Origin of the sequence: Vibrio sp. Vb0304, assembly GCF_033338995.1 — a bacterium.
In the GTDB taxonomy this organism is placed as follows: domain Bacteria; phylum Pseudomonadota; class Gammaproteobacteria; order Enterobacterales; family Vibrionaceae; genus Vibrio; species Vibrio alginolyticus.
Genome location: NZ_JAWOTT010000003.1, coordinates 126,723 through 149,492 on the forward strand (window position 1 = coordinate 126,723; position 22,770 = coordinate 149,492).

At 44.4% G+C, this 22,770-nt stretch carries 18 protein-coding genes and 1 tRNA gene; 5 read left to right on the forward strand and 14 right to left on the reverse strand.

What is annotated here, in order from left to right:
• Positions 1-156 precede the first annotated feature (156 nt).
• From R7P35_RS07425 to R7P35_RS07435, 3 genes are all read right to left on the reverse strand, one after another.
• The gene (locus tag R7P35_RS07425) at positions 157-3,318 is read right to left on the reverse strand and encodes an efflux RND transporter permease subunit (protein ID WP_005378264.1); all 3,162 of its coding nucleotides are present in this window, start codon (positions 3,316-3,318) and stop codon (positions 157-159) included.
• A gap of 2 nt (positions 3,319-3,320) precedes the next feature.
• On the reverse strand, positions 3,321-4,460 hold the full coding sequence (locus R7P35_RS07430) for an efflux RND transporter periplasmic adaptor subunit (protein WP_065274363.1): 1,140 nt from the start codon (positions 4,458-4,460) through the stop codon (positions 3,321-3,323).
• A 466-nt stretch (positions 4,461-4,926) separates the two neighbouring features.
• On the reverse strand, positions 4,927-6,564 hold the full coding sequence (locus R7P35_RS07435) for a methyl-accepting chemotaxis protein (RefSeq protein WP_132936548.1): 1,638 nt from the start codon (positions 6,562-6,564) through the stop codon (positions 4,927-4,929).
• Between the two features lie 774 nt (positions 6,565-7,338).
• Between R7P35_RS07435 and R7P35_RS07440 the strand changes: the two genes are divergently transcribed.
• Positions 7,339-8,328, forward strand: a complete 990-nt coding sequence (locus R7P35_RS07440; protein WP_017635043.1) for a Solitary outer membrane autotransporter beta-barrel domain — start codon at positions 7,339-7,341, stop codon at positions 8,326-8,328.
• A gap of 5 nt (positions 8,329-8,333) precedes the next feature.
• Here the strand turns inward: R7P35_RS07440 and R7P35_RS07445 are convergent, their stop codons facing one another.
• Positions 8,334-8,582: a hypothetical protein gene (locus R7P35_RS07445; RefSeq protein ID WP_005378271.1), complete on the reverse strand. Its 249-nt coding sequence runs from the start codon at positions 8,580-8,582 to the stop codon at positions 8,334-8,336.
• Between the two features lie 816 nt (positions 8,583-9,398).
• On the opposite strand from R7P35_RS07445, the gene R7P35_RS07450 reads away from it, so the two are divergent.
• The 3 genes from R7P35_RS07450 to R7P35_RS07460 all read left to right on the forward strand — a co-directional run bounded on the left by R7P35_RS07450 (position 9,399) and on the right by R7P35_RS07460 (position 12,203).
• A complete protein-coding gene (locus R7P35_RS07450) occupies positions 9,399-10,730 on the forward strand; it encodes a cytochrome ubiquinol oxidase subunit I (protein WP_213904744.1) in 1,332 nt (443 codons plus the stop codon).
• Between the two features lie 2 nt (positions 10,731-10,732).
• Complete coding sequence (locus tag R7P35_RS07455) at positions 10,733-11,725, forward strand: cytochrome d ubiquinol oxidase subunit II (protein WP_017820054.1); 993 nt, start codon at positions 10,733-10,735, stop codon at positions 11,723-11,725.
• Between the two features lie 349 nt (positions 11,726-12,074).
• Positions 12,075-12,203: a hypothetical protein gene (locus R7P35_RS07460; RefSeq protein ID WP_005378275.1), complete on the forward strand. Its 129-nt coding sequence runs from the start codon at positions 12,075-12,077 to the stop codon at positions 12,201-12,203.
• Between the two features lie 273 nt (positions 12,204-12,476).
• Here R7P35_RS07460 and R7P35_RS07465 read toward each other — a convergent pair.
• From R7P35_RS07465 to R7P35_RS07475, 3 genes are all read right to left on the reverse strand, one after another.
• Positions 12,477-12,564: transfer RNA gene (locus R7P35_RS07465), tRNA-Ser, on the reverse strand.
• A gap of 144 nt (positions 12,565-12,708) precedes the next feature.
• Positions 12,709-13,158: an L-alanine exporter AlaE gene (locus R7P35_RS07470; protein WP_005378276.1), complete on the reverse strand. Its 450-nt coding sequence runs from the start codon at positions 13,156-13,158 to the stop codon at positions 12,709-12,711.
• A gap of 502 nt (positions 13,159-13,660) precedes the next feature.
• Positions 13,661-16,081, reverse strand: a complete 2,421-nt coding sequence (locus tag R7P35_RS07475) for a hybrid sensor histidine kinase/response regulator (RefSeq protein ID WP_033905057.1) — start codon at positions 16,079-16,081, stop codon at positions 13,661-13,663.
• Positions 16,082-16,132: 51 nt separating this feature from the next.
• Between R7P35_RS07475 and R7P35_RS07480 the strand changes: the two genes are divergently transcribed.
• The gene (locus R7P35_RS07480; RefSeq protein ID WP_005378278.1) at positions 16,133-16,744 is read left to right on the forward strand and encodes a YecA family protein; all 612 of its coding nucleotides are present in this window, start codon (positions 16,133-16,135) and stop codon (positions 16,742-16,744) included.
• A gap of 73 nt (positions 16,745-16,817) precedes the next feature.
• Here R7P35_RS07480 and R7P35_RS07485 read toward each other — a convergent pair whose 3' ends face one another.
• The 7 genes from R7P35_RS07485 to pal all read right to left on the reverse strand — a co-directional run bounded on the left by R7P35_RS07485 (position 16,818) and on the right by pal (position 22,754).
• Positions 16,818-17,984 carry a glutathionylspermidine synthase family protein gene (locus R7P35_RS07485; RefSeq protein ID WP_042522104.1) on the reverse strand — a complete coding sequence of 389 codons (1,167 nt, stop codon included), beginning with the start codon at positions 17,982-17,984 and terminating at the stop codon, positions 16,818-16,820.
• Between the two features lie 8 nt (positions 17,985-17,992).
• Complete coding sequence (locus R7P35_RS07490) at positions 17,993-18,562, reverse strand: DUF1190 domain-containing protein (protein WP_025766906.1); 570 nt, start codon at positions 18,560-18,562, stop codon at positions 17,993-17,995.
• An 8-nt stretch (positions 18,563-18,570) separates the two neighbouring features.
• Complete coding sequence (locus R7P35_RS07495) at positions 18,571-18,987, reverse strand: DUF350 domain-containing protein (RefSeq protein WP_005378281.1); 417 nt, start codon at positions 18,985-18,987, stop codon at positions 18,571-18,573.
• Positions 18,987-20,030 carry a potassium channel protein gene (locus R7P35_RS07500; RefSeq protein ID WP_017635053.1) on the reverse strand — a complete coding sequence of 348 codons (1,044 nt, stop codon included), beginning with the start codon at positions 20,028-20,030 and terminating at the stop codon, positions 18,987-18,989. Before R7P35_RS07500 ends, R7P35_RS07495 begins: the two co-directional genes overlap by 1 nt.
• A gap of 118 nt (positions 20,031-20,148) precedes the next feature.
• The gene (gene nadA, locus R7P35_RS07505) at positions 20,149-21,210 is read right to left on the reverse strand and encodes a quinolinate synthase NadA (RefSeq protein WP_017635054.1); all 1,062 of its coding nucleotides are present in this window, start codon (positions 21,208-21,210) and stop codon (positions 20,149-20,151) included.
• Positions 21,211-21,461: 251 nt separating this feature from the next.
• A complete protein-coding gene (gene ybgF / locus R7P35_RS07510; protein WP_005378285.1) occupies positions 21,462-22,214 on the reverse strand; it encodes a tol-pal system protein YbgF in 753 nt (250 codons plus the stop codon).
• 15 nt (positions 22,215-22,229) lie between these two features.
• Positions 22,230-22,754 (reverse strand): peptidoglycan-associated lipoprotein Pal, encoded by a 525-nt coding sequence (gene pal, locus R7P35_RS07515; RefSeq protein WP_005378293.1) that lies wholly within the window; start codon positions 22,752-22,754, stop codon positions 22,230-22,232.
• Positions 22,755-22,770: the final 16 nt, after the last annotated feature.

Sequence of the window (22,770 nt, forward strand, 5' to 3'; positions counted from 1 at the left end):
CCGAAAAGGCTGTGCTGATACTGCACACAACACGCCGTCTTTCATGCTCGCGTCATAGACGGTAACCACCAAGTGAAAACATAAAATAAAGAGCGCCGAAGCGCCCTTTAATCGTGTTTATTATCACTAGTATAACTCAGTTAAAACAACCAAGTCCTACTCGCTTTGCTGAGTGGGTTTAGTGCTGGTCTCAGACAACTCTGCCTCCGACTCTTTTCTCGCACGTCGATCAAACAATCGCTCAACCACTACAAAGAAGATTGGGACGAAGAATATACCCAATATCGTGGCACTGATCATGCCACCAAGTACGCCGGTACCCACTGCGTTTTGACCTGCCGATCCCACACCTGAACTGATAGCAAGTGGTACCACACCCAAACCAAAAGCAAGCGATGTCATGATAATTGGGCGCAGACGAACGCGAACAGCATGTAAGGTTGCTTCGATAAGCCCAGCGCCTTTCTCATAGTAGTCCTTTGCAAACTCAACAATCAGAATGGCGTTTTTGGTTGCCAAGCCGACCGTAGTTAATAAGCTCACCTGGAAGAACACATCGTTATCCATACTGCGCGTCATTACCGCAAGCACAGCACCAAGCACACCAAGAGGAACAACTAACACCACGGCGAAAGGTACTGACCAACTTTCATACAAAGCGGCAAGAACTAAGAATACGACGAGGATAGATAGCGCATATAGCATCGGCGCTTGGTTTCCGGAAAGGCGCTCTTCATACGAAATACCATTCCAGTTCACCGTGAAACCTTCTGGTAGCTTTTCTACCATTGCTTCAATTTCTTCCATGGCTTCACCAGTACTTACACCAGGAGCTGCACCGCCTTGAATATTCATTGCTGGCAAACCATCAAAGCGCTGCAAAAGAGGAGAACCATATGTCCACTCGCCACTCGCAAAAGCAGAGAAAGGCACCATCTCTCCCTTAGCGTTGCGTACGTACCATGAATCGAAGTCTTTTGGCTGCATGCGGTATTCCGCATCACTTTGCACCATCACTTTCTTCACACGACCGCGATCAATATAATCGTTAATGTAAGCCCCGCCCCATGCAGCTGACAGGATTTGGTTTACGTCATTGATACTGACATCCAAAGCACGAAGTTTGACGTGGTCAATGTTCACTTTGTACATTGGCGCATCTGCCTGACCGTTTGGACGAACACCGACAAGTTTCGGGTTTTGTGCTGCCATGCCCAGAAGTTGCCCTTGAGCCGCAACTAATGCATCGTGCCCTTTATTCAACGAGTCTTGGAGATAGAAATCGAAACCTGTCGAGTTACCTAGCTCTTGAATCGCTGGAGGGGCGAACGCAAACACCAAAGCTTCTTTAATGGTAGAGAAGTACCCCATCGCTCGGCCCGTAATGGAAGCCGCATCAGCGCCAGGCGCTTCACGCTCAGACCAATCTTTCAGGCCGATAAATGCCATCCCCATGTTTTGGCCTTGACCTGCGAAACTAAAGCCCGCAACAGAGAAGACGGATTTTACATTGTCTTTTTCGTCTACTAGGTAAAAGTCACGCATTTTCTCAAGTGTTTTTTCCGTCTGTTCTTGTGTTGAGTTAGGCGGCAAAATAGCCATTGAGAATACTGTGCCTTGGTCTTCATCTGGCAAAAATGACGTTGGAAGGTTCATAAATAACCAGCCAGCACCTGCACTCATTGCCAAAAATACAACCAACATGCGACCTGTGCGTTTTAGAAGTTTGGCAACGCCGGTTTCATAGCCTGCTGTCATCGCATCAAACTTGCGGTTAAACCAGCCAAAGAAGCCTTTCTTCTCTAGAAGCTCAGCATCGCCTTTTTTCAGCAACGTAGCGCACAATGCCGGAGTCAGAATTATCGCAACCAAAACGGAAAGCGTCATAGCCGCCACAATAGTTATCGAGAACTGACGGTAAATAACCCCGGTAGAACCAGACATAAACGCCATAGGGACGAATACCGCTGAAAGCGTCAACCCCACACCAATCAGGGCACCAGTGATCTGCCCCATCGATTTTTTGGTCGCTTCTTTGGGCTCTAAACCATCTTCATGCATCACACGCTCGACGTTTTCCACCACAACGATGGCATCATCCACCAGCAAACCGATAGCCAGAACCATCGCGAACATGGTTAACGTGTTTACGCTAAATCCAGTCGCGTACAAAATAGCGAAGGTTCCGAGCAATACGACAGGCACTGCGATCGTTGGAATGATCGTCGCACGGAAGTTCTGCAAGAACAGGTACATGATTAAGAACACAAGAAGAATGGCTTCTAATAGCGTTTTAACCACTTCTTGAATCGAGGCTTTGACGAATGGCGTTGTTTCAAATGGGTAAGCAATCTGCAACCCTTCTGGGAACGTTGCACTCAGTTGTTCTAAGCGCTCTTTTACCGCATTGGCTGTCTCAAGCGCGTTTGCGCCAGTACCTAATGAAATACCTAACCCCGATGCTGGGAAGCCATTATATTGGCCTCGAATATCATAACTTTCTGCACCACGCTCAACGCGAGCTACATCTTTCAAATAAACATTCGAACCACTGGCGTCGGACTTAAGAATGATGTCTTGGAACTCTTCTACACTGCTCAAACGACTTGCAGAAGAAATCGTAGCATTCAACAACTGACCCTCCTGCGCAGGTGCCGCACCAAGTTGACCTGAAGAAACTTGCGCGTTCTGTTCACTGATTGCATTTGCTACGTCGATCGCGGTCAAGTTGAACTGCGTAAGCTTAAAAGGGTCCAGCCAAACTCGCATTGCATACTGCGCACCAAACGCCTGCACTTGTCCTACGCCAGTTACACGACTTATCGGGTCTTGAATATTCGTTACAACAAAGTCGCCGATATCGTTTTCTGTAAAGTCAGGATCTTCAGAATAAACTGCGACAACCATGAGAAATGCCGTATTGGATTTATTGACGACAATACCTTGGTTTTGTACCTCCATCGGCAATGAAGTCAATGCCAATTGCAGTTTGTTCTGCACCTGTACTTGCGCGATATCAGGATCAGCTTCGCTATCAAACGTCAGGGTAATTGTCGCATTACCAAATGCATCACTGCTCGATGATAGGTAGCGAAGGTAATCTAATCCTGTCATGTTTTGCTCGATAACCTGCGTTACCGAGTCTTCAACGGTTTTTGCTGATGCACCTGGATAGCGAGCACTGATGGTGATCGTCGTCGGTGAAATCGTTGGGTATTGCGAGACGGGTAAATTGAATAATGACATTACCCCCGCCAACATCGTTAGAATCGCGAGAACCCAAGCAAATACCGGACGATCGATAAAAAATCGTGCCATGATTACTCCTGTTCACCGTTTTGGATAGTTACCGAACTTCCTGGCCCTACCTTTTGTAAACCGGCGGTAATGACTTTATCACCCGCGTTCAAACCATCAATAATGCGCCATTGGCTATTGATCGCTTCGGCAGTCTTCACTGGTTTCGCTTCCACTTTGTTCTCGCCATTAACCGTCATCACTGTCGCTTTACCTGTCGCATCACGAGATACCGTATTTTGTGGTATTAGAATCGCATCAGGGTCGACACCAGTAATGACCGTCGCACGAACAAACATTCCAGGTAGCAACAAACCGTCAGGGTTTGGGAATTCGGCACGAAGCGTCACGCTGCCCGTACTTTCGTTCACATTGACCTCAGTAAATTTCATTGTGCCTTTGTGTTCGTAAGTGCTGCCATCTTCAAGCATCAATGTAACTTGCGCAGAGTCATCTTCTTGCATATGGCCTTGGGAGAGTGATGCTTTCAAACGCAGCAGTTGCGCGGATGATTGCACAATATCAACATTGATAGGGTCAAGCTGCTGAATGGTCGCTAATTTGGCAGCTTGGTTAGCCGTAACCAACGCACCCGCTGTCACACTCGATTTACCGATCACCCCGCTAATCGGAGCTTTGACTTGCGTATAATCTAAGTTGATTTTTGCTGTGTTGATCTTTGCTTTTGCGACTAGGACCTGCGCTTTCGCTTCTTTGTATGCCGCTTCTGCTTCATCCAAGTCTTGTTGGCTGATGGATTTTTTGGTGATCAAGGTTCTGTAACGCTTCACCGTGGCATAGGTCGACTCTGCCGCAGCTTGCGCACGGATTAATTCCGCTTCAGCGCTCAGCAAATCCGCCTGAAATGATGAATCATCAATTTGATATAGCGACTGTCCTTGTTCAACAAGGCCACCTTCAACAAAATTTCGCTCCGAAATAATGCCAGTGACTTGCGGACGAACTTCCGCTTCTTTGAATGCTCGGCTACGACCCGGCAACTCTACTGTCAATGCTTGGCGCGTTGGCTGGACTGTTAACACTTCTACTTCGGTTGTGGGCGCAGGACCACCACCTTGGCTCGATCCTTCTTCGCTAGGTTGACATCCAACCACAAAAAGGCTCGACGCAATCAGCAGAGATAGCGTGGTTTTACGTCTCATGAATTTTTCTCTCTTATCTACCGACAAGCCTTCAAGATTCCTTATTAAAAGCTTCTAGAATGACTTAATAATGACTAACGGATGTATATCCAGAACAAATTAATTAGGATGATAAATACCCAGTGTTGTACATACAACAAAATTTACAGTTCTATACGCTTACGTAAAACGTTTATGGTAAAGGTGTTATGAAGTTCTCAAATTTGAAGATTTTGGGTTGGAAATCACATTTTCCTGTGTGCAATTGCAATGGTTAAAAAGCAGCAAAAGTGATGATAAAAGCATCATCACGCTGTACAGAGTTTGTAACCGCTGTCTAGGGTTATTTGCCCACTCTGGTATACGAACTAAAGTGAGAAAGGAATGTAAATATAGTCGAAATTTCACAAGTCAGGTTCGCCACTTATCTAAAAAATAACCCGCTAAGAAGCGGGTTATTTCGTCAGTGAGATTGCTGTTCTCAAGCTTATACTTTGAACTGACTGACCTGATGATCTAAACGTTGAGTTTGCTCTGACAACATGGCTAAAGAAGCTTGCGCTTGGTTTACGATTTCCACAATTGAAGTGCTACTGTCTGCAATGCCTTGTACGTTGCTATTTACTTCGTCACTTACTGTACTTTGCTGGCTCGCAGCCGTTGCAATGTGTGTATTCATCTCGTTCATACGTGAAATCGCGTTCAAGATTTCAGAAAGGGATTCACTCGCTCGGCCAGCGGACTTGATCGTTTCATCACTGCTATTTTGGCTACCGCGCATCACTTCTACAGCTTGTCCTGCACCAGATTGTAGCTTTTCAATCATGGTTTGGATTTCTCCCGTACTCTGTTGCGTACGACTGGCTAAAGAACGAACCTCGTCCGCTACCACAGCAAAGCCTCGCCCTTGCTCTCCAGCGCGAGCCGCTTCAATGGCTGCGTTAAGCGCTAATAAGTTTGTTTGCTCGGCAATACCACGAATTACATCCAGTACGGACGCAATGTTACTCACATCATGATCCAATGTGTTAATGACGTGGCTTGCGCTTTCGATTTCACTTGCGAGGCTACGAATTGAGCTAACCGTTTGATCCAAAATAACATTGGTATTGGTAAGTTCATCATTCGCTGTTTGGCTCGCAACCGCAGCTTCGTTAGCGCTATCGCTTACATTTCTGCTGGTGACTTGCATTTCATGCACTGCCGCCGCTACCGCCTCGCTATCTTTTTGCTGAGAAACGGTCGAGTTCGCGATGGTCGTGGTCAACGAGCTAAGATTTGCCATTTCGTTACGTAAGGTATTTGAGCTTTCAATTACCTGAGCGACTGTCATTTGAATTTTGGACACAAACTGGTTAAATGCGTCTGCTAAATTGCCAATTTCGTCTTGTGTTTTTACATCGATTCGCTGACTTAGATCACCTTCACCGGACGCAATTTCTGTCATCGCATTTTTAATATCATTGATAGGCTTCACAACCGTTTGTAACAACAAAAAAGCCATCGCGATAGCGGCAAAAATAACAATCACAATGCCAGCCTCAAGAATGAGTTCTGCTCTTGTTGCAGCCGCTGATATTTCGCCCTTCAACTGGCTTTGCTTTTCTTCTATTGCATCTTTTACAACGTTAAGCTGCGCTCTAACCTCGATAAATTGGTCTTCAAAGTTATGTTTGTGCTCATTGTAGTAACCACGCCATTGAGATTGAGGTAAACGTAGCATCGCCTCATAACTTGCTAACCATTTTTCACCCAAAGAGACAAGCGTTCGAACTTCATTACCATGTGTAGAAGGCGTCACACCGGCTTGCGATAGCTCAATCATTTGTTCCATACGCGGCAGCGCTTTGTATGCGTTGTCTTTGTATTCACCGATGTGGTGATCAATATCGGTTTGAGTATCAGAAAGAGCAACACCTTGGATTGCAGATGTAGCTTGGTAAAGATCGCGGTAAGCATCCTCAATCGTTAATAAGTTCGGCACGATCTGTTCGTTGAGTGTCTCACTCAATTCAGATTGCTTCCAACTTGTCATAACGTTTAATACAGAGCTCACAATAAACAATCCAATAATCAATGACAGCGGAATCACTATCTTCTGCTTGATCGTTAAGTTCTGGAACATGAATAGACTCTCTTTATTTATGGTATACAAACTGCCGGAAATTATATCAAACAAATAGAGTATACTATTAGGTAAAAGAGGCTATTCAACATGAAATCTAATGACTTTTTGACAAGGGTTCTAATTTCAACAATTAGTTGATTTTATACAAAATTTAACAAAGAGATCTTTTCAAAAGATGCAAATTAAAATGCTCTTTCAAAACGAAAAATATGTAACAGAAAGTGAATTAAAAGGGACCACATTTTGAAGAATAGATCGACTCAATGATTTACTGAGAACACATACAAAACACAGTTCTTGGATTGAGCACCACCGCGGAATATGCAAAGGTCCGAACATTTCTTCTAAAGCTCAAAAAAACCATTGTTTATCTGACGTATTTAGGGTTACTCCGTGAGGATATTAGTCGTGATGTTGGCAGACAGGATGCTTACAAGTTTTCGAAGTTAACCAGTAGCACAGTGAACGATTCAGATTTTCTTGAGCGCCAAGGCAATAAAAAAGTTTGCTATTTTGCTTTCAAGAGACGCATTCAAGAAAATAATGCAACCTAGCCACAAAGTCTTGCTACATCTTCAGAAAAGAATGATGTTGCTAAACAAATCTGGTGCAGCATACACATTGAAGCTAAACTCGTTTAAGGAACTTTTTCATATCAATATGAGAAAACATAGATTTCTCAAAGTTACACAGACCATTCAACGATTAAACTAATGTTAGCGTACCGATACGTCCGAAAACTCCATGCATGAACCATTTAAAAGAGCCAAAATGTTCCAACCCAACTTCGCCTCAGTGGAGTGGCGAGTCGTTTCGCTCGCTCTCCTACTCTCTCTACCTCATACTGCTCATGCGGATCCACTAGATAAGGAAATTAGCAACCTTCTTCAACAACGTTTTTCTATCGCGGTGTTGCTGTCCGATACTGACGCAATTGCGTTTGGTATTGGCGACTTTGATCCGAATGCATTATTTGATACCGCCAACCCAGAGTTCGGGACTGACGAGTCAATCAATGAACGTCGAAGCAAATCCGTATATGTTCTCCCTTACACGACTAACTTTGACATAGAGGGCAGCGAGGACTTACATGAGCTGTCGTTTAAGGCATTTACGATACAAACAGAGAATGATCTCAAACTATTCGGCACAAGTAAGGATCTTCTCAAGGAAAGGACATACGGTGCATCGATTGGTTATGGGTATCTATACAAAGCAAGTGAAAACGTCACCCTTAGCACCAGAACGACGACTCACCTTATGCGTTATGAAAACTCATTCTCTACCGATAATAAACTTTCCTCCATCATTGGAAGAATCCTAGACGGCCGTGCCGTTAACGTTTCAGCATGGGCGGCATTAGTTCAACCATCCATTAAAGCCAAATACACGTCTCCCACAAGTTGGGGGAAATGGCATGCCAGTTCGACATTGAATTCATTCATTGGGCACAGCTGGGGAAGCGCAAATAACGGCAATATAGGCAACCCTAAAGGTTGGTACCTATCTAATGAAATCACCGGTTACTACAATATTTATCACGGTGAGCAAGCTTTATTTACTGGGATTAAAAGAGTCGACCTTTCGCATGATTTAAGCGACGAACTTGGAAGTCCGCATTACTACGAAGCTTCTATAGGATGGCTATTTTATGCACCAAAGCCCTTTGATTGGTTGGACAATTTCGGCATAGGCGTTAACTTCAACTACGGCTCGACTCTCAGAGGCGGCAGCATTCAGCTTTACTACAACAAACAATAAAGCCGTCAATACAGGAACCAGTTGGTAGCATATATAACAAGAAGAACTAGAAGACACAAAAGGAATGGCAGAGTTAGCGTCTTCGCAAACTTTTTCATGAGACTTGGGTTATCAAACACCACACCTTCCGCTTCTCTTACCCTTCGCTCTTCGTCAAAATGCCATTTAATGGCTAAGTAGGCTCCTATCCCTAATACAATAAGCTTAAAAGCTCCAGCAAAGTAAGGAAAGAAATTAGCCCAACTGTCATTCATTATCCATCTCCATCAAATTCAATATCAGCTTTGCGGTGGCAGAATCCAAAATTCATGTAGAATGCCCCCCTCAAAGTCAGACTCTCTGGCTAGCGCCAGTCTACTGCTCGAGATAGCTGTCCACAACTCTCTTTACCATATCGGCATCTATTAATTATTTAATAAATAATAAGAAAGACACTAGCACACTTGCTGAAAAGTAAGTGTCAGTTTGGATTGAAACTCATCAGGAATCGAAAATGGTCCGCAGTCGACTTGTTGATCTAGTGAAAGCCGAATTACCTAGCGCCAAATCGTTCGCTAGTATAAAAATGTAGCCTATCGCACTTCTGGTCGAGTGCTAACGAACTTATGATGCATATGTCATTAGCAGTGCAATTTTAAGTTTATCAATTAGCTAAAGTTTCCCACCTTAACTGCCAGTAAGTTTGCTGTGTTTGAGATGTTCTCGACATGACTAGTGTATAAATAGTATGGAGGTTCAAAGTGAAGGCAAGGCAATTTTCCTTACTAAAAATATTGTTTTTGTAATTTTATTTCAGGATTATCGAAACCATCATAAGGATAATTCGAACTAATCTTAATCCATGCTCCTTCAGTTACATTTGCTTTCTTTTACTCACTTCTCGCGACTATTAGTGGCATTTTGAGACAATTTCCTACACTCCTTTCTTTCCCTTAGTTGATATAAATCATGGTTAGAAGAAAACAGAATCACCTGTATTTCTCAATACATGAATCCAAACTGCCCGACTTTTCGTAACTAAATTACAGATAGACACGATTTTTAGTATGGCACGTTTTTGAGGAACCAAGATGTTAGATACCCTCATGCTGTCGCGGATCCAGTTCGCGGCCAATATCAGCTTTCACATTCTCTTCCCGACCATCACCATCGCGTTGGCATGGATGTTGGTGTTTTTCAAGTGGCGATATAACCGCACCCAAGCCCCCGTATGGCTCGATGTTTATTACTTCTGGGTCAAGATATTCGCTCTTACTTTCGCCTTAGGTGTGGTATCCGGCATTACGATGAGTTTCCAGTTTGGTACCAACTGGCCAGGCTTTATGGAACGAGTCGGTAACGTAGCAGGACCATTGCTCGGATACGAAGTGATGACCGCCTTCTTTATGGAAGCCACCTTCCTTGGCGTGATGCTTTTTGGACGAGGACGAGTGCCGGAATGGGTTCATACTCTCGCCACCGTTCTGGTTGCTGTTGGGACAAGTATGTCCGCGTTTTGGATTCTAGTGCTTAACAGCTGGATGCACACACCAAGTGGCTATGAAGTGATTGACGGAATTGTACATGTAACCAGTTGGAAGGAAGTTATTTTCAATCCTTCTTTACCTTACCGTCTTCTGCACACGCTATTAGCATCGGCGCTGACTGCCAGCTTCTTGATTGCGGGTATCTCAGCTTATCAAATAATGAAAAAGCCAGATCACCGCTCAGCCAAAATTGGCCTAAAAGTCGCGCTGTTCGCGGCGGCTGGATTCATCCCAATTCAAATCTTTGTCGGTGACCTTCACGGGTTAAACACGCTTGAACATCAACCTGCAAAAATCGCAGCGATGGAAGGCGTGTGGGAGACCGAGCAAGGCGCGCCTCTTCTTCTGTTTGCGATGCCAAATGAAGAAACTCGCAGCAATGATTTTGAAGTGGGCATCCCAAAGCTGGCGAGTTTGATTCTTACGCATGACTTAGATGGGGAAATCCAAGGACTTAACGAGTTTGCACCTGACCACCCGCCAGTGAAGCCCTTGTTCTTTGGTTTCCGCGTGATGGTTGGTGTTGGTGTCCTTATGTTGCTTGTTAGCTGGTATGGCGCGGTGAAGCTAGCACGTAAAAAAGCGCTACCTAAACCTTACCTGTACACGGTATTAGCCATGACGTTCTCTGGTTGGATAGCCACACTGGCGGGTTGGTATGTTACTGAGATTGGTCGACAACCTTGGTTGGTCAGCGGTGTATTGCGAACATCCGAAGCCGTCACCACGGTTGCGAGCAGTAGCGTGATGACTTCGCTCATTATGTACTTAGCCATTTATGCTGCATTGCTGGTTGCGTACATCCATACCCTATTCTATTTGGCGCGCAAAGACGTTGCAGCCCATGAAGTCCCACTGACACAACAAGAGGCCTAATCATGCTCGACTATCTACCAGAAATTTATCTTCTGCTGCTTGGCTTCTCGGTCTTTATGTATGCCGTGCTCGACGGCTACGATCTTGGCGTCGGTATCCTTTTACCGAGTGATAATGAAGCGCAACGTGACCGAATGATAGCGTCTATCGGCCCTTTCTGGGATGCGAATGAAACGTGGTTGGTGTTAGCCGTCGGTATTCTGCTGATTGCCTTTCCTACTGCTCATAGCTTGATTTTGACGGAACTTTATATGCCGACCGCGATTATGCTTATCGCACTGATCATGCGTGGCGTGGCGTTCGACTTCCGAGCCAAAGCGAACTCGGATCATAAACCTCACTGGGATTGGTGCTTCAGAATTGGCTCGTTAGTCACCGCGCTAACCCAAGGCTACATGGTGGGTCGTTACATCATGGGATTTGAACAATCAACCGAAGCATTTGGCTTTGCTTGGTTAAGCGCACTTTGTGTAGCGGCGGCGTACGTTTACATCGGTGGCGCATGGTTAGTACTAAAAACGGAAGGTGATTTGCAAATACGCTCGGCCCGTTGGTCTCGCCGTGCTGGTTGGTTAGCAGCCTTAGGAATCTTGGTGGTTAGCGTTGTAAACCCAATTGTAAATCAACAAGTTGCCTTGCGTTGGTTCAGCTTCCCAGAAATCTTGTTGCTTGCCCCAGTTCCGTTAATTGTATTGGCAACCATCTTCCTAGTTGATCGCTATTTGCGTCAGGTTCCAATGGTGAATGATCTGGGTGTGCGCTGGCCTTTCTTTGGTGTCACTGTCATTTTCGCGTTGAGCTTTCTCGGGCTTGCGTATAGCTTCTTCCCAGAAGTTGTGCCGGGATTAATGACCGCACAACAAGCTGCCTCCTCGCCTGCGACGTTAATAATCGTGGGCTACGGTGTGATGATTGTTATGCCGGTGATATTGCTTTACACCTTTGTGGTATACCGGATCTTCAAAGGCAAAGCGACAGAACTTAGCTACAAGTAGGAAAGGGAATTCCTCAACAAAGCGCCGCTGCTCATGCGGCGTTTTTTTGCAGTACTCAACGACTAAAGTATCTACCCAAGGCGACTGAGTGGGAACGCTGAGAGAATGTAGCGGCAGCCAGTAGTTTGTTCCTAACTAGAACGAGATAACCGCTTCTCAACTATAGCGATACAGGCACAAAAACAGAAAGAATATTTGATGTTACAAAAGGTAGACCGCCACTTTAAAACGCTTTGAGTATTTTTTGCGCTCAATGAGGAGCAAGTATACTTATGCTTTTTATGACTTGTGAACACTCAATTGCATGTTATGTTGCTGTTGAAATCGTACATGAAATAAGGACAAGAACATGAAGATAAGATGCAAAACGACGCAAAGCATTGAAAAATTTAACCCTGATGACCTCAATCTAAACACAGATCTCTTTGGTATGATTGCTGTTGTATTCGTGTTCATGGCTGTTTTGCTTAGCATCTAGTAGCAATACGTTCATTCTTGTGGCCGTATTCATACCTCATGTGATATGGGTGCTAAATTCTAGATTAAAGCGGATGGGCTAACCCGCACCAATCAGATTATGGCTGCCTCTGTATAGCTTCTTCAATTTTGGCGTTGTATCGAGGTGAGATATGAACAGTTGGCTTGTAGATAGAGTTGCGTTTGCACTCTGAGTACTCTTATGTACTTTCAATGACGCATTACTTTAGTGCAGATATGAAAAAAGGCCTGATAAATCAGACCTTTTAGAATGTGGCGGTGAGTGAGAGATTCGAACTCTCGATACGTTGCCGTATACACACTTTCCAGGCGTGCTCCTTCAGCCACTCGGACAACTCACCGAATCAAATTTTGGTTAGCATCATTGGCTAACGAGGCGCTAATTTAATGATTATGTGCCTGATGGTCAAGGCTAAACATAAAAAAAAGCGCCCTTTTCGAATCGATTGCTCACTAAGTAACTAAATTGAGCAAAACTGGGGCATTTACATGCTTTGAGAATAACCGGGAACACGGAACCAACGGCGGCACATATCCAAGAAGTACCCATACAACACACCCATGCCACAAGAAATAACAGCGTTACTTGCCACTGCGGTCACAATTTGATCTGTAGACGCGCCAACTGCGAATAAGATACCCGCATAAACTGGAGATTGAAATAGTACATAAGCGACCAGATCGGAGATGTTTTTCATAAAGGAAGACGGTGACACCTTACTACCTTGATGCAGCACCCAATCACGAAAAACCCCATACGGCCAAGCAATAGCGATATTCACTGGAATCGATAGCGTACGCGATGCTAGAGATTGCTCAAATGTCATCCCTGAAATCAAAATCTCGACAATCATCCCTGTGATAAAGCAAAAAACAACCATAGCAAAGGTATCCGCTGCGGCGTGACGAATACAAAATGGTCCACGAGACTTCATTTACAAAACCCTTAAAATCAAACACTGAAATTAATAAAAATAATAAAACTATTAACCACTAAAAAGACATCAAGCCAGCTAATGATGCAATTAGAACACACAAAAACTAGCTTATGGTTCTGTATTTAAAATTAAGTTGTAAATTTATAACCAACTTTTAAAGTAAAAGTAGTTTTTTTCACCAATGGCGAGTAAAAACGCCTAAAATTACGTAAAAATGGTACAAAAACACGGATTTCACTTACATAAAAAGGGGTTACGATAATTATTTTGGCGTAAAGTTAGAACAAAACTCGGACTGTAAACAGTCACTCCTATAGCTTATGCTACCAAGCTGCGAAAATTCAGAGTATTACCGATATAATCACAGTAGAAGGTCTTGCTGCTTTACTCGTAAAAGTAAAACTGCAAGCCTGTTCATTGCAGGTTAGAAGAGTTTGTCACGAAGCTGGATGACGTATGAATAGTAAGAACAATTCACAGTTGCGCCATATTGATTCAGTTATGGTGAGGCCAGCAAAATCGTTAATGTATCGATATCATCTTGGTCTGGGGATTGCTGACGCTTTAAGTTACTTCTTATCCGTTCAGCGACTGAAGAAACGTCGTCACTGAGTTCAAGGGGAGCCTCCGCAATGATCGCTGAAATAGCCTCAAGTGCTTCATTAAGATGTCCATTATCTAGAGCGACATAGAAGTTGAGTAACCACTTTTCAGCATTAAAGCTATCTGCTGCATTTCCATCAAAGTCCGATTGGTACTGATATAACTGTGTCGCATGAAGATACAGTGCATCATTTAATTCAGACTCCACTATTGGTTTCGCTATTATGTGATCTGCTCCTACATTAATCATACGCTCTTGTGTTTCTTTGAACACATCCGCTGTACAGCCAAAAATCAGTACCGACTTAGCAGGTGAACTCATTGCTCGAATGGCTGATATGGCCCCAACGCCATCTAGAACAGGCATATGATTATCCATCAGTATCAAATCAAATGGTTTGATCGCAACCTCATCGACTGCAAGCTGACCATTTTCGACACTTGTGCACTCAAAGCCCTTGGCTCGGAGGAAAGTTTCCATAATGATCGCATTTGTTCGGTTGTCTTCAACAATGAGTGCTTTCAACCCTTTACAGTTCAATTTATGTGTATTGATTGACTCTACTTTACCTGGCTTGCAAGGTGTAAGGGCAATTTCGACAGTAAAAGTCGTTCCAGCGTCCTCCTGACTCTCTACAACCACTTGCCCACCCATATGTTCCGCGATTTCTTTGACTATTGCTAAACCAAGCCCTGTACCACCAAACCGCCTAGTCGTTGATGACTCCGCTTGCTCAAAAGGACGAAAAATGCGTTTTTGTGCCTCTTTTGAAATACCAATTCCTGTATCTTTTACCTTTAGTATCAGCTTGGTGCCTGCCTTACTCGATTTCTCGGCTAGCTCTACCTCTACGATGCCACGATCGGTGAACTTAACAGCGTTATTGAGTAGATTGAACAGTACTTGACGCAAACGGGCTTTGTCATTGTTGTACCAACGACCCGTTGGTAAATGCGAGACTACTCTAAAGCGAAGACCTTTTTCTGCACATAGAGTTTGATAAACACTCTTGATACTGCCGATAATCGACTCAATTGGGAAAGGCTTATTTTCAAACTCAACATGCCCTTGTTCAATTTTTGAGTAATCTAAAATCTCATTGAGTAATGTCATCATGTGATCACCTGAATCATAAAGTGTTCTCAGGTGCTTACGCTGCTCATCGGTAAGTGGTGTTTTTAACAGTATCTGGGCAGTTCCTAGTACACCGTTCATTGGTGTGCGAATCTCGTGGGACAATGTGGCTAAGAATGCCGTTTTAGCGTTTGTCGAAGCCTGAGCTTTTATTCTCTCCTGCTCTAAATAGATCGTCTTTTCATTGAACTTCTCGATAAGCTGTCCGATTTCGTCATCGCTATCGTAGTCAATATCTATGATCCCACCAGTTTTCGAGTCATCAATCTTAGCGGCAATGCGAACAATTGGTTCAACAATATAGCGATTCAGTAAGTAGTAACCGACCAAGACACACAAGAGCAAAAATGGAATGATCCTCCCCTCAACGCTCATCACTTGTTCAAACACTTGATCAGCGACTTTAGCTTTTGCGTTGACAACTTCCATGCGCCAATCGAACTCTCCGAAATCAAGCTCGCTGACATAAATTTCGTCCGTCAGTTGAAAGTTGTGTTCAATAATCACGTTTGAGTCAGCATCGCGAACCACTACCCCCAAAGAATGCTGGTTTGTGTGCTCTCGAATAAACTGAAAAAGTGCATCAAGTGATAGGTCTACCGTTACAACTCCAGCGAATCGACCGTTTTGGTAGTACGGAGAAGACGCGGTAATCATCTGGACCTGAGTAAAGGTATCGATGTAAACCGTAGACCAACTAACAGAACCTACCGGAGCATCGGCGGCAGCGACATACCAGGGTTCATTATCATAACCGCCAGATTCGGGGTTATTGTAGGAGTGAATTTGGTCAATACCACTATCACTGTTTTTATTGAAGAATAGACTTTTATATCTCCATTGTTCTGCTTTGAGTTCGGGTTTAGGCCATACGCCACCACTAACAAGCATCTTGTCACTCAATTGAAGAATATGTGGAATTATTGTGTTGAGAGATTGAATATTTTCAGTCCCTTGGGCTAGCCCTACTAAGCTGCTCAATACACCTGTAGAACTGAGGAGGGGCTCTTTTATCTCAAGAGCCAGGAGTTGGGTACGTAACTCTAGGTTTTGCTCTAGCTTTTGTCTAACCGGTGGCTCAACAACCAAATAGGCGACAGAACCGATAGTGGCGATAAAGAAGCACAGGTAAAGTGTTAGGGCGAGAATGCTTTTTTTTCTAAGTGATGAGCGAATTTCCATAGATGTGTGAATCATTCCCTAATATCGATTTATCACTAATTGATTGGTAAGATGAGCGCAATCAACCAGCCCATTAACAAATGGTATTCTATTTTGAAACTACAAGACATCCTTTCTCTCCCAGAACTTGACGGTAAACTACTAAACCTAGCAAAAACTCAAGGCTTTGTAACAGCGATGGCTGCAGCGCCAAACGTATTAATGCCTCAAGAGTGGTTGCCATTCTTATGGGGTGGAGAAGAAACAGCGCCATTTACTGACGGTGAACAACTAGAGCAGTACATTGACGAGATTGTACAAATGTGGAACCAAACTCGTCCCGCTCTCCTAGAAGGCACTTGGCAGTGGCCTGCAGGGTGCGCGCTAGATGAGCAAGACATTGTAACAAGTCAGGCTCGCGATTTCTGTGAAGGTGTATTACAAGGCTGGCAACTTGCGCGTGATGACTGGGAAACGTTGATGCCTGAGGATAGCGAAGATAATGCCCTACTCGGTGGTGTTTTACTTTCTCTTACTATGCTTTACGACCCAGAAACAACCATTGAAACATTGGCCGAACAAGGTATGGAAGGCTTAGAGCAGTTTGAAGAGATCTTCAATGCAATGCCAGTGATGTTATGTGGTCTTACCCAGCGCGGTGTTGCATTAGCTGAAGAACAATAGACGCAACGCTGTCGACCATCAAGATTGAACGGCTGAATAGACAAAAAGCTCTCCAAATGGAGAGCTTTTTTGATCATGTTAAAATTACATGTGGAATATACCGCGCCATATCTTGAGTCACTAAGCTACTGTCTTCCCTAATCGAAATACCGGCAGCTCTATCATTGACCAACCAACTGCCAATTAACGTATGGTTGTGCCCAAACTTAGGTAGTGGATGGTATTGCTGGACGATATTGAATTTAGATTCATAAGGCCCTGACGTTTTAACAAAACGTTTTCCATCGATGACGATCTCGATGTTCGCGCCCTCTCGAGAAAATAGTGGCTTGATGACATAATCTCTCATAGTGTTCGCTTTTGAATCGTTAGCAAAATAAGCGGGCAAAAGGTTCGGGTGATTAGGAAAGCGCTCCCACAATAACGGTAAAAGTGCTTTATTGGATAGAATCGACTTCCACATCGGTTCTAACCAGTTTACGTTCGCAGTCGCTAAGTACTTCGCATATTCCTCTTCAAACATAAACTCCCAAGGGTAAAGCTTAAACATCCAACGAATCGCTCTGTCGTCAGCATCCACAAACAGACCATCTTCCGTCACTCCAATATCTTCGACATGCACGAATGCCGTTGCTAACCCTGCCTCTCGCGCGCAATCCTCTAAATACTGGACAGTCCCTTTATCTTCTTCAGTGTACTTGCAGCAGCTAAAGTGAAGTGTTTGTCCTGGTTGGTATTTTGCTATTTCGGCAAAGCGCTCGATCAAAAAGTCTTGAAGAATATTGAATTGATCCGCGCTCTGGTGAACTCGACCTTTATTTACAACATCTTCTAGCCACACCCACTGCCAAAAGCCAGTTTCAAACAAGCTGGTTGGCGTATCCGCATTGTTTTCCAGTAATTTTGCTGGCGAGGTCCCGTTGTACGCGAAATCCAGCCGCGAATAAAGCGAAGGTTCGCTTCGTCTCCATGAAGAAGCGACCTGCTCCCACATAGATTCAGGGATCGCACATTGCGTCAGCAACCGCTCACTCCGAACGACTTCATCCACAATAGCCAGGCACATCTGATGCAGCTCTTCAGTGGGCGCTTCTATATCGCGCTCAATTTGCTCCAGCGTGAATTGATAGTAAGCACTCTCATCCCAATACGGTTGGTCATACATGGTATGGAAACCAAAACCAAACTGGCGTGCTAATTCACGCCAGTTTTCGCGCTCTTGTATTTCTCGTCGAAACATAGTGCTTTTTAACCGCCTCGACTGACCGACACCGCTTTACCAAACCCGCCTCGAGACATCGCCCTGCCAATGGTGCCGCCACCACGTTTATTAAGGCTATTCGTCGCAACTTTGGTCGGCTGATTTCGGTAGGAGCCAAAGAATTGTCCTGCTCCATTATAGAATTTGGATTTATAACGGTACATCGGCTCTGAGTAATAGCTCTTGTTATAACCTTTCAACCCGCTTAATGAGCGACTGTAAAAAAAACCGCCAAAGTTAGGTACATAAGCTCGGGAACTGGAACTGTAGTAACAATCATCCTCGTAGAAATCATTCTCGCATTCGAACTCGCTGCGGTAGCGAGGGGCATTTTGTTCGGCACGAGCTAAAGCTTCTTGGTATGCAATGTCACACTGTTCACTAAACTCAGGCGAGTTAGATTTACACTCATCAGCATCAGAAAAAATGTACCCTTCTGTTTTTGACTCGTACGTAGCAAAGAAGAAAATACCACCAAAGGCAGCAAAGGGAAGAATTTTCCCAAGCTTTAAGCTTTTGTCCATGGAAGAACGTTTAACGTTAGAACTCCGCTTCATCGTTCCTCCTAGTAGGTCATGCACGCGGCATTCAATACGCCAACGGAAACAGAAACTGCTGCTAATACAATACCGGCTGGCAGTTCATCTTTTTCGATACGCTCTGCCACTTTCGGAAGTAAAATAAAGCGTACAATTGCAAATGCGATAATTTGAGCAAGCATTGCAACAACGCCCCACACCATAAAATCGACGATATTGACCGAGTTTTTTGCCGCCCCCGAAATCGCGAGACAATAACCAAGGAAGGCCCCACTTAGCGCAATCGCTGCTGCTGTATTTTGTTTTTCTTTGATCAGATGCCACTCATCGTATGGCGTCAACTTGACGTAGATGAACTTAAACGCCAATACAAAAATAATAGAAACAGAGAAATAGAGTAAAAAGTTTGGGAAGCCTGCTAACAGGCCGGCAATCATGTGCATTATTGTTCCTTGTTCATTTCTTTCCAGGCAAAATCTTCAATACGTTCATCTGCAATGTAAAACAGCTTGGTACTCGCGGGTACTTCAGCATCTAAATCTGGGTTGAGTTGAATACCATCGCCAATATCAAAAGCAATCAGCGTGGCATGATGGCGTCTTTTGAGAAAAACGAAGAGATTCTCAATAGTGGTGGCAGACTGACCCTCGGGATAAATAACTGAGTATTGCGTCATACCTCGTGTTGAAGCCAAAAGCTCCTGATGAAGCGCACTTGAGCCCGGGTCAACCGCCGCTTTTGCCAACATTTCTGCGCCAACAGCAGGTATGCATTCCGCTTTCGGGCAATGCTGACTTAGAAGTCGGCCTAGCGCTTCATCTTTAAAGTAAGCGACCAAATGAGCGGAAGGGTTTACAGATGCGCAGTATAGAGCGGCTGACAAGGTAATGTCGTCCGAGAGATTATCCACAATAATGCAAGCGGCTTCGGCAATATTGGCGTTTTTCATTTCTTGCGAATCGGTATAACTGGTCACTTTGATAAAACTGATTTCGCCAGGTAACGGGTTCTCTATTTCTGAACGGCTGCATAAAACAATCGGACGCTTTCCCTCTTCTTCATGTTGTAACATGCGAATAAGGTGCATCGTCCTCGATCCATTCCAGCCCAACAATACAATATGGTTTTCCACTCTTACTCTCCGTTTTCCTAAAATACCCGCTCGCCAATAGTCCATCGCGGCTCCAGCGACACGCCCCAATAATGCGGCGAATAAGCTCAAACCGCCGGGGATTACAAATAGTACGACAACCCATTTACCCAAATCTGTTACTGGAGAATGGTCGCCATAACCCACCGTACTCGCCGTAACCATGAGGTAATAGATAAAGTTAGCGAAACTGTCTGTTAATGCTGTTTCACCAGCGAGAACCAGCAGCCACCATGAAAGGCTCACATATAAGCCACTAAAGATGAGAAGGCTTCGGTTGCTCAATTTAAAAAGGTGTGAACTAAGCCACTTTTTAACTACTAACCACACCGCCATAAATTTATGACCTCGATATTCATTGATTGCATCAATAGTAACTCATTGATAGTAAGACACAAAAAAACCAGCCATATTCGACTGGTTTTTGAGATTTACTTTCAGTTACGCCTACTTTTTAAGCATTACCTTTCACTTGCATATTTAGCTGCTCAGCAAAATCTAGCATGCGGTTAAGTGGTATAAGGGATTTAACACGCAGTTCTTCGTCAACAAAAATCTCGTGCTCTTTACCACCTTCACTAAGCGCTTTCTCAATTGCTTTCAAACCGTTCATTGCCATCCAAGGACAGTGTGCACAGCTGCGGCATGTTGCGCCTGCACCTGCGGTTGGTGCTTCGATAAGTTCTTTTTCTGGCACTAGTTGCTGCATTTTAAAGAAAATACCTTTGTCTGTCGCAACGATCATTTGTTTGTGAGGAAGCTCTTTCGCTGCTTTGATCAGCTGACTCGTTGATCCAACGGCATCGGCAAGTTCTACGACGCTTGCTGGTGACTCAGGGTGAACCAAAATAGCCGCATCTGGATACACGCTCTTCATTTTTCGTAACGCATCAGCAGAGAACTCATCATGAACCACACACTCACCCTGCCAAAGCAGCATATCTGCGCCAGTTTTGTTAGCGATGTACGATCCTAGGTGACGGTCTGGTCCCCAAATAATTGGCTTATCTTCAGCGTCTAAGTGTTCCACGATTTCAAGCGCAATACTCGATGTAACGACCCAGTCGGCACGGGCTTTAACCGCTGCTGAGGTGTTTGCGTAAACTACAACCGTATGATCAGGGTGAGCATCACAAAACTCGCTGAACTTATCCGCAGGACAGCCAAGGTCGAGCGAACATTCCGCTTCCAACGTTGGCATTAGAATGCGCTTTTCTGGTGTCAGAATTTTGGCCGACTCGCCCATAAAGCGAACACCACCAATAATCAATGTACTTGCAGGGTGACGATTACCAAACTTCGCCATTTCCAACGAGTCACCAACAAACCCGCCAGTGTCTTCAGCTAGGGCTTGAATCTCAGGGTCGGTATAGTAGTGCGCGATAAGTACCGCATCTTTTTCTTTGAGTAACTTTTTAATACGCTCAATGTAAGATGCTTTTTCTTCTTCGCTTAATGGAACTGGTTTCGGTGGGAATGGGTAAACAGTGTCGATTTTATCTAATATATGGCTCATTGCTCATGCTCTACGCAACTTCCTTTAATCCGAGTATTGTAACCTCGTTAATTTTCAAAAACCAACTTGTCGCGGGGATTTCTAGCGGTCTAGCCGTATATCTTTGTTACAGGTAGCATTTCCGAGTAGCGAAATTCGGTGCAACACAAGGTCAGAGGCTCTGCATCATTGCTATCGACTTAGCCGTTCTGCACCAACAGAAAATGGAAAAGAAAAAGGAAGCCGAGGCTTCCTTTTCAAAACATAACGTCTTACAGCTTAGAGCTGGCAAGTTTTGCAGATGCACTACCTGGGTATTCATCAACCACTTGTTGGTAGTACTTTTTCGCTTGAGCTGCATTGTTATTACGCTCAGCGATTTCGCCTAACTTAAGCAACGCATCGGCTCGCTTGTTGGAGTCTTTATAAGACACAACAGCGGCAAAACTTTTCACTGCATCCTCATCCTGCTTTTTAGCGAAGTACAACTGACCTAACCAGTAGTGAGAATTCGCTGAATATGTAGAATCAGGATAATCTTTCTGGAACTGCTGGAACGCTGCAATTGCGCCAGTGTAATCACGCTTTTTGAGAATGAGGTCAACTGCATTCTGATATGCCGTTTGCTCATCAACATTTGGAGTGTACTGGCCACCTGTTTTCACAGGTTGTGCTTCTTGTGCAGGTGTGGATTTTATCTCTCCACGAACACGATCCAGCTCGACAAACAACTCACGTTGACGTTGCAACATTTGTTTCATTTCGTAGCTATTTCGCTCTAATTGACCACGCAATTCACTGATCTCTTGTGACATTTGGTCAATTTGCTGTTGCATTTGGAGCTGAACGCGATTGCGATTTTGTAGCAAACGTTCTAGACGCTCTACTTCCGTTTCAGATGAACGGCTCTTAGAGACGGATGATGTGCTGTTGAGATCGGATACTGGAGCTGGTGCAGCGAACGCAAAGTTCGCTGCACTTGCCAGTAACGTAAGCGCAACAGCGCGCTTAGTGTTACTGAACATGAGGATTACCTCGAATTAGTATACTAGAACCGCGCGACGGTTCTTAGCGTAAACTTCATCTGATTGACCTAGAAGAAGTGGCTTCTCTTCACCGTAGCTAACGATTGAGATTTGGTCAGCTTGAACACCTAGTGCTTGTAGGTAGTTCGCTACTGCTTGCGCACGACGCTCACCTAGAGCAATGTTGTACTCAGGCGTACCGCGCTCATCAGCGTGACCTTCGATAGTTACGTTAAGTGCTGGGTTCTTGCTTAGGTAAGAAGCGTGAGCCGCTAGCATCTCTTCGTAATCTGCTGCAATTGTTGAGTTGTCAAAAGCAAAGTAGATTGTTTGAGTTTCACGTAGCGCTTGCTCTTTTAGCTCTTGCTCTGTCAACTGACCGCTTTGATCAATTGGCGTAGCTACTGTTGTTTCCACTGCGCCATTGTTGTTTGTTGCTGCACCAGTGTTAGAAGCAGCGTCGTCGCTTGAACTACACGCTGTAACAGCCATTACAGGAAGCGCGATTAGTAGCCCTTTTAGAACCTTGTTCAGTTGCATCTTATTTTCCTTTATT

What these genes read in the sequence shown, in the direction of transcription:
- pal (WP_005378293.1), bottom strand. Translation starts at nt 22,754, where the DNA reads ATGCAACTGAACAAGGTTCTAAAAGGGCTACTAATCGCGCTTCCTGTA.
- R7P35_RS07480 (WP_005378278.1), top strand. Translation starts at nt 16,133, where the DNA reads ATGAGCGCAATCAACCAGCCCATTAACAAATGGTATTCTATTTTGAAA.
- R7P35_RS07440 (WP_017635043.1), top strand. Translation starts at nt 7,339, where the DNA reads ATGTTCCAACCCAACTTCGCCTCAGTGGAGTGGCGAGTCGTTTCGCTC.
- ybgF (WP_005378285.1), bottom strand. Translation starts at nt 22,214, where the DNA reads ATGTTCAGTAACACTAAGCGCGCTGTTGCGCTTACGTTACTGGCAAGT.
- R7P35_RS07460 (WP_005378275.1), top strand. Translation starts at nt 12,075, where the DNA reads ATGAAGATAAGATGCAAAACGACGCAAAGCATTGAAAAATTTAACCCT.
- R7P35_RS07430 (WP_065274363.1), bottom strand. Translation starts at nt 4,460, where the DNA reads ATGAGACGTAAAACCACGCTATCTCTGCTGATTGCGTCGAGCCTTTTT.
- R7P35_RS07490 (WP_025766906.1), bottom strand. Translation starts at nt 18,562, where the DNA reads ATGAAGCGGAGTTCTAACGTTAAACGTTCTTCCATGGACAAAAGCTTA.
- nadA (WP_017635054.1), bottom strand. Translation starts at nt 21,210, where the DNA reads ATGAGCCATATATTAGATAAAATCGACACTGTTTACCCATTCCCACCG.
- R7P35_RS07450 (WP_213904744.1), top strand. Translation starts at nt 9,399, where the DNA reads ATGTTAGATACCCTCATGCTGTCGCGGATCCAGTTCGCGGCCAATATC.
- R7P35_RS07495 (WP_005378281.1), bottom strand. Translation starts at nt 18,987, where the DNA reads ATGCACATGATTGCCGGCCTGTTAGCAGGCTTCCCAAACTTTTTACTC.
- R7P35_RS07475 (WP_033905057.1), bottom strand. Translation starts at nt 16,081, where the DNA reads ATGGAAATTCGCTCATCACTTAGAAAAAAAAGCATTCTCGCCCTAACA.
- R7P35_RS07435 (WP_132936548.1), bottom strand. Translation starts at nt 6,564, where the DNA reads ATGTTCCAGAACTTAACGATCAAGCAGAAGATAGTGATTCCGCTGTCA.
- R7P35_RS07485 (WP_042522104.1), bottom strand. Translation starts at nt 17,984, where the DNA reads ATGTTTCGACGAGAAATACAAGAGCGCGAAAACTGGCGTGAATTAGCA.
- R7P35_RS07425 (WP_005378264.1), bottom strand. Translation starts at nt 3,318, where the DNA reads ATGGCACGATTTTTTATCGATCGTCCGGTATTTGCTTGGGTTCTCGCG.
- R7P35_RS07455 (WP_017820054.1), top strand. Translation starts at nt 10,733, where the DNA reads ATGCTCGACTATCTACCAGAAATTTATCTTCTGCTGCTTGGCTTCTCG.
- R7P35_RS07470 (WP_005378276.1), bottom strand. Translation starts at nt 13,158, where the DNA reads ATGAAGTCTCGTGGACCATTTTGTATTCGTCACGCCGCAGCGGATACC.
- R7P35_RS07500 (WP_017635053.1), bottom strand. Translation starts at nt 20,030, where the DNA reads ATGGCGGTGTGGTTAGTAGTTAAAAAGTGGCTTAGTTCACACCTTTTT.
- R7P35_RS07445 (WP_005378271.1), bottom strand. Translation starts at nt 8,582, where the DNA reads ATGAATGACAGTTGGGCTAATTTCTTTCCTTACTTTGCTGGAGCTTTT.